13 protein-coding genes, 1 pseudogene and 1 riboswitch are annotated in these 14,989 nt (G+C 32.3%); all 14 genes and pseudogenes read left to right on the top strand.

Annotation, left to right across the window (positions count from 1 at the left end; genetic code table 11):
- Window positions 1–429 precede the first annotated feature (429 nt).
- The 14 genes and pseudogenes from MPTP_RS05110 to xerC all read left to right on the top strand — a co-directional run bounded on the left by MPTP_RS05110 (window position 430) and on the right by xerC (window position 14,960).
- Window positions 430–1,272, top strand: a complete 843-nt coding sequence (locus MPTP_RS05110; RefSeq protein WP_013774021.1) for a DegV family protein — start codon at window positions 430–432, stop codon at window positions 1,270–1,272.
- Between the two features lie 231 nt (window positions 1,273–1,503).
- Window positions 1,504–2,400, top strand: a complete 897-nt coding sequence (locus MPTP_RS05105; RefSeq protein WP_013774020.1) for an SGNH/GDSL hydrolase family protein — start codon at window positions 1,504–1,506, stop codon at window positions 2,398–2,400.
- Window positions 2,400–3,041, top strand: a complete 642-nt coding sequence (locus tag MPTP_RS05100) for a YpmS family protein (RefSeq protein WP_013774019.1) — start codon at window positions 2,400–2,402, stop codon at window positions 3,039–3,041. The genes MPTP_RS05105 and MPTP_RS05100 overlap by 1 nt, the downstream gene beginning before the upstream one ends.
- Window positions 3,042–3,085: 44 nt before the next feature.
- On the top strand, window positions 3,086–3,304 hold the full coding sequence (locus MPTP_RS05095) for a YozE family protein (protein ID WP_013774018.1): 219 nt from the start codon (window positions 3,086–3,088) through the stop codon (window positions 3,302–3,304).
- Window positions 3,305–3,354: 50 nt separating this feature from the next.
- Window positions 3,355–4,832: pseudogene (locus MPTP_RS05090) on the top strand (S41 family peptidase).
- A gap of 48 nt (window positions 4,833–4,880) precedes the next feature.
- Window positions 4,881–5,429 (top strand): signal peptidase I, encoded by a 549-nt coding sequence (gene lepB / locus MPTP_RS05085; protein ID WP_013774017.1) that lies wholly within the window; start codon window positions 4,881–4,883, stop codon window positions 5,427–5,429.
- A 357-nt stretch (window positions 5,430–5,786) separates the two neighbouring features.
- Window positions 5,787–5,831: riboswitch (PreQ1 riboswitch) on the top strand.
- A 21-nt stretch (window positions 5,832–5,852) separates the two neighbouring features.
- Complete coding sequence (locus tag MPTP_RS05080) at window positions 5,853–6,827, top strand: nucleoside hydrolase (protein ID WP_013774016.1); 975 nt, start codon at window positions 5,853–5,855, stop codon at window positions 6,825–6,827.
- 8 nt (window positions 6,828–6,835) lie between these two features.
- Window positions 6,836–7,378, top strand: a complete 543-nt coding sequence (locus tag MPTP_RS05075; protein ID WP_013774015.1) for a membrane protein — start codon at window positions 6,836–6,838, stop codon at window positions 7,376–7,378.
- A 162-nt stretch (window positions 7,379–7,540) separates the two neighbouring features.
- A complete protein-coding gene (gene ylqF, locus MPTP_RS05070) occupies window positions 7,541–8,395 on the top strand; it encodes a ribosome biogenesis GTPase YlqF (protein WP_013774014.1) in 855 nt (284 codons plus the stop codon).
- Entirely contained in the window at window positions 8,395–9,177 is a 783-nt protein-coding gene (locus MPTP_RS05065; RefSeq protein WP_013774013.1) for a ribonuclease HII, read from the top strand. Before ylqF ends, MPTP_RS05065 begins: the two co-directional genes overlap by 1 nt.
- Window positions 9,178–9,240: 63 nt before the next feature.
- Window positions 9,241–10,113: a DNA-processing protein DprA gene (gene dprA / locus MPTP_RS05060; protein WP_013774012.1), complete on the top strand. Its 873-nt coding sequence runs from the start codon at window positions 9,241–9,243 to the stop codon at window positions 10,111–10,113.
- 118 nt (window positions 10,114–10,231) lie between these two features.
- A complete protein-coding gene (gene topA / locus MPTP_RS05055; protein WP_013774011.1) occupies window positions 10,232–12,313 on the top strand; it encodes a type I DNA topoisomerase in 2,082 nt (693 codons plus the stop codon).
- A gap of 244 nt (window positions 12,314–12,557) precedes the next feature.
- A complete protein-coding gene (gene trmFO, locus MPTP_RS05050; RefSeq protein ID WP_013774010.1) occupies window positions 12,558–13,868 on the top strand; it encodes an FADH(2)-oxidizing methylenetetrahydrofolate--tRNA-(uracil(54)-C(5))-methyltransferase TrmFO in 1,311 nt (436 codons plus the stop codon).
- 192 nt (window positions 13,869–14,060) lie between these two features.
- Window positions 14,061–14,960 carry a tyrosine recombinase XerC gene (xerC, locus tag MPTP_RS05045; RefSeq protein ID WP_013774009.1) on the top strand — a complete coding sequence of 300 codons (900 nt, stop codon included), beginning with the start codon at window positions 14,061–14,063 and terminating at the stop codon, window positions 14,958–14,960.
- Window positions 14,961–14,989: the final 29 nt, after the last annotated feature.

The following is a 14,989-nucleotide window of genomic DNA, read 5'->3' as shown; positions in this document are numbered from 1 at the left end:
AAAGTAAGCAAGATTAATTTAGATAAATATTTTTAATACTAGAATTATTTAAGTTAGGGAGTTCATTTATTTTTCTTTATATGATTTAATATATGCATTAATAAAGGATAAATCATAGTTATTTCGTCAATAAAATGTTGTATAACCAAAACAAGGATAAAAATTAAAACAGACGGATTTAACAGGCAAAACAAATATAATTACTTATAATTAAAAATTGATATCTAGAACCCTAAGTTAAATTAAAGGGAATAAAGAATTGCTTAGTAGGTAAATATTACTTAATAAATTTTTATTTTTTAATAAAATTTCACTCATCATTATAAATTAATGAAAAACTAACATTTGTCTGTTATACTATAAACAAATAATACGTCCTAGAATATTTTACCTTGAATGAAGATCTGGGTTAAAGAAAGAGTGATAATAATGGCAAAAGTTAAAATTGTAACGGATTCTTCATGTACGATGAAAAAAAGTATTCGTGATGCATTAGCTATACAGGTTATTCCATTGTCTATTATGATTGATGGTGTTGTATATACAGATGATGATCATTTAGAAGGGGAGCATTTTATGGAAATGATGGCAAAAGCTAAGGCTCTTCCTCAAACCAGTCAGCCTCCACTTGGTAAATTTATAGAGCTTTATGATGAACTAGGCAAAGATGGAAGTGCTGTGATTTCCATTCACATGACAAAAGGACTTAGTGGGACAGTTGAAACGGCTAGACAAGCTAGTAGTCTAACAAATACAAATGTTACCGTCATTGACAGTGATTTTACTGACCAAGGATTATCCTTTCAAGTCATTCAAGCAGCCAAATTAGCGCAAGCAGGAGGCAGTATTCCAGAGATCCTCGAAGAAATTCATCGTGTAAAAGAAAATACAAAACTATACATTGGAATTTCCACATTAAATAATTTGGTTAAGGGAGGAAGAATCAGTCGAACAACTGGGTTCTTATCAAATATTTTTGATATGAAGGTAGTTATGGATTTTGATCAAACAGAACTGATTCCTGTAGCTAAGGGACGTGGAATGAAAACTTTTGATAAATGGTTTGATGGACTAAAAGAAGAATTAAGTCAGTTAACGAATATTTGCCAAATTGGTATTTCACATGCTGATGGATTAGAACTGGCAGAAGAATTCAAAGCCGGATTACAACCACTATTTCCAAAAATGGATATTCCCGTTCTTCATACCAATCCAATTATCGCTACACATACTGGCAAGAAAGCTTTTGCCATTATGTATTATACAGCTTAGAAAAATGAATAAATGATTAGCCGCATTAACTTTGAATGATCAATCTTTTTATATTATGATGAAACAAAATAGGCAATCAATAGTTGACAGCATAGTAGTGTATTTCAAGGAAGTAAGGCTGGGGTGAATCAAACTCTAGCCTTACTTTATTAAATCTTAATATTGGATTATTTCATCGATGGGTAGTTATTTACATTTTTGGTCTTTAAAAGGAAGTGAATCGTTGAATAAATGAAAAAAATTTTAAAAATTTATTGGCAAACATTGATTATTCCATTGGTTATAGCTATTTTTGTTTTTAGTCTATTTTTAATTTTGTTTCCTAGACAGAAACCATTATTGGGAATGGGAAATAGCTCAGTAACCTTAACAAAAAAAATGAATAAAAAAGTGATACATTATGTCGCCATTGGTGATTCTTTAACAGAAGGAATTGGGGATCAAACGAATTCCGGTGGATTTGTTCCTTTAGTTGCGAATGATTTAGAAGAAAATTATCAATTGAATGGTGTGCAAGTAGAAAATTATGGTAAAAATGGCGATCGAAGTGATCAAATCCTTAAACGCATTAAAAAGAACCATGAGATTCAAAAAAGTCTGACTTCAGCGGATATTATTACAGTAACTGTTGGAGGAAATGATTTAATGCAGGTATTTAGCAAGAATATGTTAAGCTTAACCGTAGCTACTTTTAAACAACCGGCAAAACATTATGAGCAAAAAGTGACTTCTTTGCTAGAAGAGATACGTTCATATAATAAGAAAGCACCTATTTACATATTGGGAATTTATAATCCTTTTTATTTGTATTTTCCTGATATTAAAGAAATTCAGGAGATTGTCGATGATTGGAATATTCATACTTTATCAGCTATAGAAAAACAAAATGATATGTATTTTATTTCAATTAATAATCTTTTATATAAAGGAATAAATAACAAAACGGGAATCGTTGCTGAAGATTCAAGCAATAAAAAAAATATGGACATTACTAATGATGCATTATACGAAGAAGATCATTTTCATCCAAACAATTTGGGGTATCAGTTAATGGCCAAAGCTATCCGCAAAGAGCTAGACAAGACACAGAAAAACTGGTTTGCAGGAGAGAGGGAGCTGGATAATTAATGAAACGATCAAATCAGCTAAAAGAAACAGAAACAAAAAAGAAAATTAATCCTTGGAAATTTGCTTTTTTAATTTTAATCGGTTTTCTTGCAGGCACTGCTCTTTTTCTTGGATTAAGGCTTACTCAAATCAGAGAACCCGAATACAAATTTTCATCCAAAGCAACGACAGTAAAAGAAAGTACACCTGTTATGACTGTACATAGTACAAAAAAACAAGTTAATCAATTTATGGACTTTTATTTAAAGGATCTTCAAAAAGATGCGGTAATTAAGTATGATTTTTATTTAGAAAATGAAGCAATGCTGAAAGGAACACTTCGTTTCTTAGGACATGATATTGCTTTTTATTTATATTTTGATCCCTATGTAATGAATAATGGGAATGTGCAATTAAAGGCTAAAAGTTTATCCATAGGTACCTTAGGATTGCCAATTAAAGATGTTTTAAGATTTGTAGAAAGAAGTTATAAATTACCGGAATGGGTAACTGTCAATCCAGAAGAAAAACTTGTTGTACTCCATCTAGATCGTTTTCAAATGAGAAATGGACTGTTTATTCGAGCAAATAAAATTAACTTGGTAGATGACAAGATTCAATTAAGTGTTTATTTGCCAAAAGATAAAACTTATAAAAACTAAGCAAATTTCCATAATTCTGATAAAAAAGGAGAGAATTAAAAAAAGTGAGACGAAGTTTTTATCATTATTTAATGACCTTAAGAGGCACACCAAATAATTCTATCAATCAATTTGCAGATTCTGTGGCTAAGGATATTCAATTTCCCAAACAGGCAACAGATTATCATGAGCTTTCTACTTATCTAGAAATGAATGCTAATTATTTATCAACCATGGATATTTTTGATGAGCTATGGGGAAAATATCAAGAAAATAATCATTAATTGTTAATTAACTTAATCTAAAATTATATCTTATATAAAAGAGGGGTCTTATGAAGAAGAAACGGATGGTTCCCTATTATCAATATATTATTTCTTTATTTTGTGCTGCTTTTTTAGTTGGCGGTGGTTGTTATATTTATTTTGATCACCGACTTAACTTAACTTTAAAGCAAAATGGCATAGCAGATGAAAACCTAACAAAAGTACAAAATCTTTATGAAGAAATTAATAATAATTATGTTGGTAAAGTGGACAAGAAAAAATTAGTCGATGGTGCATTAAAAGGAATGATGGATTCTCTTGATGATCCTTACTCTACCTATTTAGATAAGGAAAATTCAACAAAATTGAACGATTCAATTTCTGGAAGCTTTGAGGGGACAGGAGCTACCTTGTCAACTAAAGATGGCTTACCAACAATTGTCCAGGCACCGATTAAAGAATCGCCAGCTGCCAAGGCAGGTCTTAAGGTAAATGATGTTATTTTAAAAGTTAATGAAAAAGAAACTAAAGATAAACAACTTGATGAAGTTGTTTCTGAAATTCGTGGTAAAAAGGGAACAAAAGTAAAATTAACTGTTTCAAGAGCAGACAAGATATTTGATGTTGCCATTTCACGGGATACTTTACCAATGGAAACGGTGAGTGGCGAAATAGACAAGAAAGATGCCTCTATAGGTGCCATTAATATTACAACATTTGGTGAAAATACCTATCATGAGTTAAAAACCACCATTAAGTCGTTAAGAAAACAAGGAGCTACTTCTTTTGTGTTAGATTTACGTCAAAATCCTGGTGGCTTGTTAGATCAGGCAGAGTACATGGCGAATTTATTTTTAAAAGATGGAAAAACTATTGTTAAATTTGAAGATAGACATAAAAAAATGGGCGAAGATGTTGCTTCTAATAAATTAGATAAAGATGGGTTCAAAGTTAAAGAACCAGTTGTACTCTTAGTAGATGGTGGTAGTGCAAGTGCCTCTGAAATTTTTGCAGCCGCCTTACATGAATCGGCGGGAGTTCCAATTATAGGAACAAAAACTTATGGTAAAGGTACAGTTCAAACCGTTAAAGATTTAAAAGACGATACATAGATAAAATTAACTGTTTTAAAATGGCTAACACCGAATGGAACTTGGATTCATAAAAAAGGATTGAAACCAACGATTGAAGCAGATTATCCAGAATATGCTTATTTATTACCAATCTCTGTAGACAAACCTTTAAAATTAGGTGAGAATTCAAATGAGTGCAAAAATGCTAATGCCATTTTACAGAGCTTAAATTATGATGTAAATAAAGAGAGTTCAGTCTTTTCAAATGAAACACAACAGGCTGTTGAGGATATTCAAACAAAGGCCCAGTTACCGGCTAATGGCGAAATAGACAGTAAGACAGCTACAGTAATTGAAGAAAAACTAAAGTTGTCCAATAATAGATGTACTTATTACATCAACGAGAGAAGATTTTAAATAATGATAGAGCTTATCAAGCCGCTGTCAAAGAATTACTGACTAAAAAGAAGTAGCATTATTTTTAGCAAATGAACAGAAAATAAATAAAAAAGGAGTAAAAAATGAAAAGAAATAAAAAGTATCTAAATCATTTTATTTTTTTAGTCAAATTATTTTTTCCTGCCTTACTTATTTTATTTATTTTAAGAGGATTTTTATTGATTCCTGTTCGGGTGGATGGCAATTCGATGAGTAAAACCTTAGTTCAAGGAGATATGGTATTGATAGAAAAAATTTCTCCTATTCGTCGTTTTGATGTTATTATTTTTAAATTGCCAAATCAATCAATCTATATTAAACGTATTATTGGTCTGCCTGGAGATACTATTTATTATAAGCATGATCAATTATATGTAAATGATCATGCTGTCAAGGAAACGTTTTTATTTAATAATAAACGTGAGGATCATGCGTTGATTCCCTATACAACCAATTTTACATTGAAGGATTTAACCAATCGAACAACAATTCCTAAAAAAAGTTACTTTGTTTTGGGAGATAATCGACGAATGTCAAAAGATAGTCGATCATTTGGAACAATTAAAAGTAAATATATTATTGGAAAAGCTCGATGTATCTATTATCCACTTCATCATTTCAAATTAATTTAAAATAAATCAATAAACAAAAGATCAGTTTATAAAAATATCAAAAAAGGTTGTTTCTATTGAATAGAAGCAACCTTTTTTTGAATAATAACTAGATAAAACAATGAAGCTGCGCATAGAAATTGATCATTAATAATAGTTTATTTAAAACTATTATAAGAAATAAATAACAAGTATCTTGACTGTGATTGTTGATAAAATAACATGTGTACTCAGCATAAAATTAGTTTAATTAAAGAGAATAAATGATTTTAATAATGAAGTATATGCAAAATGAATTAGGCAAGATGATAATTTTCCTTTCCCTTCTATCTATTTTGTATTATCATAATAAGGTGCATTTAAAATCGAGTAATTTTACTCGGACTGGTTCGGAAACTTCCCAGAATAAAAAACTAAGAATCTCAGTAAAGGAGGTAGGAAAAAATGCAACAAGTAATTATCGATTGCGATCCAGGAATTGATGATGCTCTAGCCTTAGAATATGCTATTAAATCTGGTAAATTAAACGTTCTTGCTATTTGTGTTGTTGCAGGAAATGTCCTAGTGGAAATTGGTGCAGAAAATACATTTAAAGTTTTAGAACGTTGCCATCGTTTAGACATTCCAGTATATCTTGGAGCAGAAAAACCATTGCATCGTCCTTTTGTATCTGCTCAAGATACACATGGCATTGATGGGTTAGGAGAGAGTCATCTTTCAAGGCAATCAAATACACAGCCACAAGAAAAAAAAGCCAGCGATTTTTTAGCCGATTTTTTTAGTAAAAAACAACCGGTTGGTATTTTAGCTTTAGGTCCTTTAACCAATATTGCTTTAGCGCTAACTAAAAATACAGAGCTAGGTAACAATATAGCGCGTTTTGTTTCCATGGGAGGCACCTATAAAAGTCATGGGAATTGTTCACCAGTTGCCGAGTTTAATTATTGGTGTGACCCTGATGCTGCTGCCCAGGTTTTTACTTCATTAGGTGGAATGATTGAAATGGTTGGTTTAGATGTTACTCGAAAAATTGTTTTTTCACCAACTATTTTAGAATACTGTCGTTGGATCAATCCATCAACCTATGAATATTTAAAGAAAATCACTCGTTTTTATTTTAATTTTCATTGGGAATATGAACATTTGCTTGGTTGTGTCATCAATGATCCACTTGCTGTTGCTTATTATATTTCGCCTGAAATTTGTACTGGTTTCAAGAGCTATGTTGCAGTTGAAACACAGGGAATCAGTGTCGGACAAACATTGGTTGATCGTTATGATTTTTGGCATGAAAAAGCAAATAGTAAAATTTTAAACGATGTGAATACAAAAGAATTCTTTATTCAGTTTTTGACCGTCCTTTTAGATGCACCAGAGACAGTTATCACAACTGATCTAAATCAATTGGGGTTAGGATGAATTCATAAATGAAAACGAATAATTTAAAAATAACAATTATGGCATTATCAATTGCATTAAACATTACACTTAGTAATTTAGCACTTTTTTTACGATTACCAATTTATCTAGATACGATTGGCACTATTTTAACTGCAACAATTTTTGGACCGGTTGCTGGTATGATTGTTGGGTTCAGTAGTGCCTTTTTAATGGGAATAACTGTTGATTTATATTCGCTTTATTTTTTGCCAGTTCAACTATGTATTGGTTTTATGGCAGGAGTATTGTTATATCGTAAACCAATCACTTGGGCATTGCCTCTTAAAGCATTCTTAATTACCTTTCCAGGGACATTGTTATCTTCTTTCATTACTGTTTGGTTATTTGGTGGGATTACCTCTTCAGGTTCCAGTATGATTGTTCAATTGTTGTATGGGTTAGGACTAAATCAAACACTAAGTGTTTTTATTGTACAAGTAGGTACTGATTACTTAGATCGATTATTTACAGTCAGTGTGGTTATAGGTGCTATAAATTTATTATCACATCATAGCAAAATTCGTCTATAAAAGGTAAACTAAAATATTTATTCTATTTTTAGTCTTTGAAAATTGTTAGCTTTCTTTTATCATAAATTTAGGTGATTGATTAACAATCTAATATAGTTAAAAATTGATTTTATACTTCAATAATGAAGGATAAAATTTTAACAAGAAAGGATGGAGAAATTTATGACAATTCAATGGTATCCTGGACATATGGCCAAAGCCAAAAGAGAAGTTACCGAAAAATTAAAATATGTAGATATTGTGTTTGAATTGATCGACGCTAGGCTCCCCTTATCATCAAGAAATCCCATGCTAGACCAGATTATTCAACAAAAAAAGCGATTGATTTTATTGAATAAAAGTGACTTAGCTGATCCAGATCAAAATAAAAAATGGGTGAATTATTTTACAAATTTGGGAAACACGGCATTGCTGGTTAATGCTAAGCAGGACAAAGGGATAAATAAAATTGTTTTAGCTGCTAAAGAAACATTAAAAGAAAAACAAGCACGTGAAAAGGAAAAAGGGCTAAAAAAGCGGCCAATTAAAGCGATGTGTATCGGCATTCCTAATGTGGGAAAATCCACTTTAATGAATCGCTTGATCGGAAAAAAGGTTGCTCAAACAGGTAATAAACCAGGAGTTACAAAGGGACAACAATGGCTGCGTGTTGGAAATGATCTGGAATTATTAGATACTCCAGGTATCCTTTGGCCAAAATTTGAAGATCCAGAGGTCGGTAAAAAGTTAGCTTTAACAGGAGCGATTAAAGATCAACTATTATATAGTGATGACCTAGCTATCTACGGATTAGAATTTTTTACCACTTTTTATCCCGAAAGTTTACAAGAACGCTTTCATTTATCGGAATCAGATATACAGTTACCTCCAGCGGAATTATTAATAATGATTAGTGAGAAACATGGATTTAAAACAGATTATGAACGAACGAGTAATATGATTATTCAAGAAATTAGAAGTGGTAGATTAGGTACCTATACATTGGATCGATGCACAGATTGTGGAGAGGAAGACTGATGAGCAAAAAAAATTCAGAATCTATTCAGCAAATCAAAGATCAACTAAACCTGCTAACAGATGAGGAAGACCCACGCCTGTCCATTTGGCAATTAGATCAACGAATTGGTGTTCAAAAAGCATTGAAACAGTGGCAAAATCGTCAAAAGAAAAAGCAAGAAAAACAAATACACTATCAAAAGATGCAACAATTCGAAAAGAAAGCAATGCAAGAAGGGTATCAAGCAATTGCAGGTATTGACGAAGTTGGACGTGGTCCACTAGCAGGTCCGGTCGTTGCAGCAGCTGTTATTTTACCTGAAGATTGCCAGATTTTTGAATTAAATGATTCTAAACAGCTTTCAGCTAAAACGCGAGAACGGCTATTTGATGAAATAGGTAAAAAAGCTTTAGCTATTGGGATTGGTCTAGTCAGTCATGAAACGATTGATGAAATAAATATTTATCAAGCAACAAAACAAGCAATGATACAGGCAGTTGCAAACCTACAACGAATACCTGATTATTTATTGATTGATGCAATGACATTACCACTTACCACCATCCAACAAAGCATCATTAAAGGCGATGCACGTTCCTTATCTATTGCTGCTGCTAGTATTGTTGCAAAAGTAACAAGAGATCGTTTGATGGTCCATTATGCAGCAGAATTTCCGGGCTATGGATTTGAAAAAAATGCTGGTTATGGAACAAAGGAACATTTAGAGGGACTAAAAAAACAAGGGATTTCACCTATTCATAGAAAGACGTTTGCTCCAATAAAAACCATGATAACAATTTAATAAATAAATTGCTCTTTTTTGCGAATATTCTTAATAGAAAAAGTGTAAGAAAGGGATTTATTTATGGAAAACAAACAACGTTCTTTACTATTTAAACTAGTCATGTGTCAAGGAATTGGCAATTTAGGAAGATTAAACTATTTGCAATATGCCTTAAAAACAAATACTATTGAATTCTGTGTAGAAGAAATTATCAAGATTGCAGAAATTACAACTTATAAAAAAATTTTTCTAGATTCTTGGTATTATTGGTCTAAGCATGAAAAAATATTAAAATTTTATGAACAAAACTGTTCATTTTTTACTATTTTAGATTCGATTTATCCGCAATTATTAAAAGAAATCTATAATCCACCAGCACTGTTATTTTATAAGGGAGATTTACAATTATTACATAGGAAAAAACTGGCAATGGTAGGAGCACGTCAGATGACTATTTATGGCAAACAAGTCATTGAGCAATTTGTCCCTTCATTAATAAATGAAGGGTTCACAATAGTAAGTGGTTTAGCTAAGGGAGTCGACAGTTATGTGCATCAAATGGCAATAAATTGTCAAGGGAAAACGATTGCTGTTATTGGTAATGGACTTGATTATTTTTATCCAAAAGACTCAGAATGGCTACAGAAAAAATTAGAAAAAGACCAATTGATTCTTAGTGAATACCCAGCAGATAGTGGACCAAAAAAATTTCATTTTCCTGCTAGAAATCGGATTATTGCTGGCTTAACTCTTGGAACCTGTGTAATTGAGGCAAAAAAACAAAGTGGTTCTTTAATTACTGCACAGGCTGCGATGGAATATGGACGTGAAGTGTTTGCTATTCCTGATAGTATTTTTCATTCAAATTCCATTGGATGTCATGCTTTAATTCAAGATGGCGCTAAGTGTACGGTTTCTGTACAAGACATTCTAGAAGAACTTGTGATTTATTGAAAAAACACCTTTATCTTGACAAATCGATAATATATGGCATATGATGTACTACGATTTATGAGTTTTTACTATTTTGTCGTTATATATAATAGTAGAAGCACGAAAGGAGTTATTTTGGATGGCGTATAAATATCTCGTAATTGTAGAATCGCCTGCAAAAGCCAAAACGATTGAAAAATATTTAGGTAGAAATTATAAAGTTGTTGCCAGTGTTGGTCATATCCGCGATCTGCCAAAAAGCAAAATGGGGATTGATATTGAAAATGACTATGCGCCTCATTATATTTCCATTCGTGGAAAAGGAGACGTCATTAAAAGTTTAAAAACTGCTGCTAAAAAGGCAGATAAAGTTTATCTAGCAGCCGATCCAGACCGTGAGGGAGAAGCGATTGCCTGGCACTTGTCTTATTTATTAGGGCTTGATCCAAATGAAAAAAACCGGGTGGTTTTTAATGAAATTACAAAGGAAGCAGTAAAAGCAGCTTTTAAAGAACCACGAACGATCAATCTAGATTTAGTCAACGCCCAGCAAGCCAGAAGAATTTTAGATCGTTTGGTAGGCTATTCAATTAGTCCAATTCTTTGGCGAAAAGTGAAAAAGGGATTAAGCGCAGGACGTGTCCAATCGGTTGCACTTAAAATTATTATCGATCGAGAAAAAGAGATTAAGGAATTTATTCCAGAAGAGTATTGGACAATAGATGGAAATTTCCAAAAAGGCAGAAAAAAATTTAAAGCGTCTTTTTGGGGAATTGAAGGTAAAAAGAAAAAATTACCTAAAGCCGATTCGGTGAAGGAAATTACAGATAAATTAAAAGATAATAAATATCAAGTAACAAAGGTTGAAAAGAAAGAACGGAAACGGAATCCAGCCTTACCTTTTACAACAAGTAGTCTACAACAAGAAGCAGCAAGAAAGCTGAACTTTAGAACCAGAAAAATAATGATGATTGCTCAACAGTTATATGAAGGTATTTCACTTGGAAAAAAACAAGGTACTGTGGGATTAATTACCTATATGCGAACAGATTCTACTCGAATATCGGCTTCAGCAAAAGTAGAAGCCACTGAATATATTGAGCAAACTTACGGAAAAGAGTTCTCTATACAAGAAGAGCGAAAAGTAAAAAAAGCGCAAGGAACACAAGATGCTCATGAAGCTGTTCGTCCTTCTAGTGTTTTAAGAACGCCTGATTCCATTAAAGAATATTTGAATAAAGACCAATTAAAACTCTATACATTGATTTGGTCACGTTTTTTAGCTAGTCAAATGGCACCTGCCCTACTAGATACAATGAAAGTAACCTTAGAACAAAATCAGGTCATGTTTATTGCTAACGGATCAAAAATAAAATTTAAAGGTTTTATGCAGGTATATATTGAAGGTAGAGATGATGGAAAAGAAGAAAAAGAAAATATTCTACCAGAATTGGTTGAAGGAGATAGTGTTACTTCTATCAATATTGAACCTAAGCAACATTTCACACAACCACCTGCTCGTTTTAGCGAAGCGGCGTTGATTCATAATTTGGAAGAAAATGGCGTGGGACGACCATCTACCTATGCTCCTACACTTGAAACTATCCAAAAACGTTATTATGTAAAATTAACAAATAAACGATTTGAACCAACAGAACTAGGCGAAATTATTAATACTTTGATTGTTGATTTTTTCCCGCAGATTGTTGATGTCCATTTTACTGCAGCAATGGAGGAAGACCTAGATAAAATAGGGGATGGAAAAGAAGAATGGATAACAGTAGTCGATCGATTTTACCAACCCTTTGAAAAAGAATTAACCAATGCTGAAGAAAAAATAGAAAAGATCCAAATTAAAGATGAACCTGCTGGTTTTTCTTGTGAGGAATGCGACCATCCAATGGTGATTAAATTAGGAAAATATGGTAAGTTTTACGCGTGTAGCAATTTTCCAGACTGCCGAAATACCAAACCGATTGTTAAAGAAATTGGTGTTCGTTGTCCGATTTGTCATGAAGGACAAGTCATTGAAAGAAAATCGAAAAAGAACAAACTTTTTTATGGATGTAGCCGTTATCCAGATTGTGATTTTACTTCTTGGGATAAACCAGTTGGGCGTCTCTGTCCTAAATGTGGAAAATACTTGGTAGAAAAGAAAGTAAAAGGTGGCAAACAAGTTGTCTGTATTAATGGTGATTATGAGGAAAATGTTCAAAAGTAAATTTTTTCTAATAAAATAAAGTACCTTAACTGTAAAATAACTAGATATCTTTGGTATTAGATGCCATTTAAAAAGTGGATAACTTTTTCAAAAATGCTTTTTTTATATTTCCTGATTGTAAATCAAGCAAGTGAACAACACTTTTTAAGTTACTTATTATTGAAACCTTTATTAACATAGATTGTTTATAAATGAACTAGACTGAGAAGAACTTCTCAGTCTCTTTTAAAGAAAAGAGGATAATATGACAGAAGTAGTAAAGGTAATTGGAGCAGGATTAGCTGGGAGTGAAGCAGCCTGGCAAATTGCAAATAATGGCGTGGCTGTAGAGCTTTATGAAATGCGGCCAAACAAACAAACACCAGCACATCAAACAGATCACTTTGCTGAATTAGTATGTTCAAATTCCTTAAGAGGAAACAGTTTAACAAATGCTGTTGGCGTATTGAAAGAGGAAATGCGCCAACTTAATTCATTGATTATTAAAAGTGCGGATGAAACAGCAGTTCCAGCTGGTGGTGCTTTAGCCGTAGATCGAGAAAATTTTTCTAGAATGGTAACCGAAAAAATTAAAAAACATCCCTTGATTACAATAAAAAAAGAAGAAGTCACTAACATACCGAATGATAATACGGTCATTGCAACCGGGCCACTGACAACAGAATGCTTATCTGAGGAAATTAAATGCTTCAATGATTCAGAGGGATTTTATTTTTATGATGCTGCAGCTCCAATTGTTGATCAATCTACCATTAATATGGAGAAAGTCTATTTAAAATCACGGTATAATAAAGGAGAAGCTGCCTACTTAAATTGTCCGATGACACAAGAAGAATTTCAGGCATTCTATGAAGCATTGATTGCTGCTGAGACTGTTCCTTTAAAAACATTTGAAAAAGAAAAATATTTTGAAGGATGTATGCCGATTGAAGTTATGGCGAAACGAGGAATAAAAACTATGTTATTTGGTCCGATGAAACCAGTTGGCTTGGAAGACCCAAAAACAGGTAAGCGTCCTTTCGCTGTTATTCAATTACGTCAAGATAACGCAGCGGCTTCTTTATACAATATGGTTGGCTTTCAAACACATTTAAAATGGGGAGAACAAAAACGTGTTTTTCAAATGATTCCTGGTTTAGAAAATGCTGAGTTTATTCGTTATGGTGTTATGCATAGAAATAGTTTCATCAATTCTCCTGAGTTATTAAAACCAACCTATCAATCTCAGAAAAGAGATAATTTATTTTTTGCAGGTCAGATGACTGGTGTAGAAGGGTACGTAGAGAGTGCTGCTAGTGGATTATTAGCTGGTATTAATGCAGCAAGATTGACCAAAAATAATGTACCACTTATTTTCCCAAGGGAAACAGTACTTGGAAGCATGGCTTATTACATTACACATACAGAAAAGAAACATTTTCAACCCATGAATGCAAATTTTGGCCTTCTGCCAGAATTACCAGAACGAATTAAAGACAAAAAAATCCGCTATGAAGCATTAGCAACTCGAGCATTGGACATAGAAAAAGATTTTTTAAAAACAGTTACTGATTAATGAATATTAAGGTATAAAAAGAGTGAATACTTTATTTGTTAACGATCGGTTTATAGATCATTCATTAAAAAAATGAAAAAATAATTTGAATTGTGAATATATTTAGAAATATTCGTTAAATTCTAACAATTCATTTGTTTTTCAAAAAGCTTTATGCTAAAGTTACTGTGTAATTTAATGGAGGAAAATATAATGGAAAATACGAATTGGCCAGAACTTTTTCTACGTTATTTAATTGTTGAACGCGGTTACTCGCAAAAAACAAAATTGGCTTATCAGGAAGATCTATCTCATTATTTTCAATTTTTAAAAGAATCCGGAAATACGGATTACCTAACAATTGATCATTTAGACGTTCGTGTCTATCTAAGTTTTTTATATGAGAACAACTACAGTCGTTCAACGATTAGTAGAAAAATTGCTAGTCTACGTTCATTTTATCAATTTTTATTAAAGAATGAACGTATCCAAGAAAATCCATTTTCTTACGTCCATATGAAGAAAAAACAACAACGATTGCCGCTTTTTTTTTATGAAAAAGAGATGGCTTTATTATTCGATAGTACAACAGGAAATACTCCCTTGGATTATCGCAATCGAGCATTGCTTGAAGTTTTGTATGGAACTGGTATTCGGGTGGGTGAATGCATCAACTTGACAATGGAAGCCATTGATTTTGATACCTCTGTCTTATTTGTTCATGGAAAGGGCAATAAGGATCGTTATATTCCTTTTGGCTCATTTGCAAATGATGCATTAAAAGAATACTTTCATAAGGGAAGAGACATTCTTATGAACAAATATCAAAAACAACATAAATATGTTTTTGTAAATCATTATGGCGATCAATTGACATCAGCTGGTATTGAGTACATATTAAATCAGTTAATCAGAAAAAGTTCATTAAATACTGAAATTCATCCGCATATGTTAAGACATACTTTTGCTACTCATTTATTGAACAATGGCGCAGATATGCGGACTGTACAAGAATTATTGGGACATGAGAATTTGTCAACAACACAAATTTATGCACATGTTACAAAAGAGAGTTTACAGAAAAATTACCGAACATTTCATCCACGTGCCTAAAAAGTTGGAAAGAAATGTAAATGGAGGAA

Source organism: Melissococcus plutonius ATCC 35311, from assembly GCF_000270185.1.
In the GTDB taxonomy this organism is placed as follows: Bacteria; Bacillota; Bacilli; order Lactobacillales; family Enterococcaceae; genus Melissococcus; species Melissococcus plutonius.
Note: the sequence above shows the minus strand (reverse complement) of the source record. Positions and strands in the feature narration are given on the sequence as shown.

Excerpts from the sequence above, each read along its gene's own strand:
- MPTP_RS05110 (WP_013774021.1), top strand. The coding sequence starts at position 430 with ATGGCAAAAGTTAAAATTGTAACGGATTCTTCATGTACGATGAAAAAA.
- MPTP_RS05105 (WP_013774020.1), top strand. The coding sequence starts at position 1,504 with ATGAAAAAAATTTTAAAAATTTATTGGCAAACATTGATTATTCCATTG.
- MPTP_RS05100 (WP_013774019.1), top strand. The coding sequence starts at position 2,400 with ATGAAACGATCAAATCAGCTAAAAGAAACAGAAACAAAAAAGAAAATT.
- lepB (WP_013774017.1), top strand. The coding sequence starts at position 4,881 with ATGAAAAGAAATAAAAAGTATCTAAATCATTTTATTTTTTTAGTCAAA.
- MPTP_RS05080 (WP_013774016.1), top strand. The coding sequence starts at position 5,853 with ATGCAACAAGTAATTATCGATTGCGATCCAGGAATTGATGATGCTCTA.
- MPTP_RS05075 (WP_013774015.1), top strand. The coding sequence starts at position 6,836 with ATGAAAACGAATAATTTAAAAATAACAATTATGGCATTATCAATTGCA.
- ylqF (WP_013774014.1), top strand. The coding sequence starts at position 7,541 with ATGACAATTCAATGGTATCCTGGACATATGGCCAAAGCCAAAAGAGAA.
- MPTP_RS05065 (WP_013774013.1), top strand. The coding sequence starts at position 8,395 with ATGAGCAAAAAAAATTCAGAATCTATTCAGCAAATCAAAGATCAACTA.
- dprA (WP_013774012.1), top strand. The coding sequence starts at position 9,241 with ATGGAAAACAAACAACGTTCTTTACTATTTAAACTAGTCATGTGTCAA.
- topA (WP_013774011.1), top strand. The coding sequence starts at position 10,232 with ATGGCGTATAAATATCTCGTAATTGTAGAATCGCCTGCAAAAGCCAAA.
- trmFO (WP_013774010.1), top strand. The coding sequence starts at position 12,558 with ATGACAGAAGTAGTAAAGGTAATTGGAGCAGGATTAGCTGGGAGTGAA.
- xerC (WP_013774009.1), top strand. The coding sequence starts at position 14,061 with ATGGAAAATACGAATTGGCCAGAACTTTTTCTACGTTATTTAATTGTT.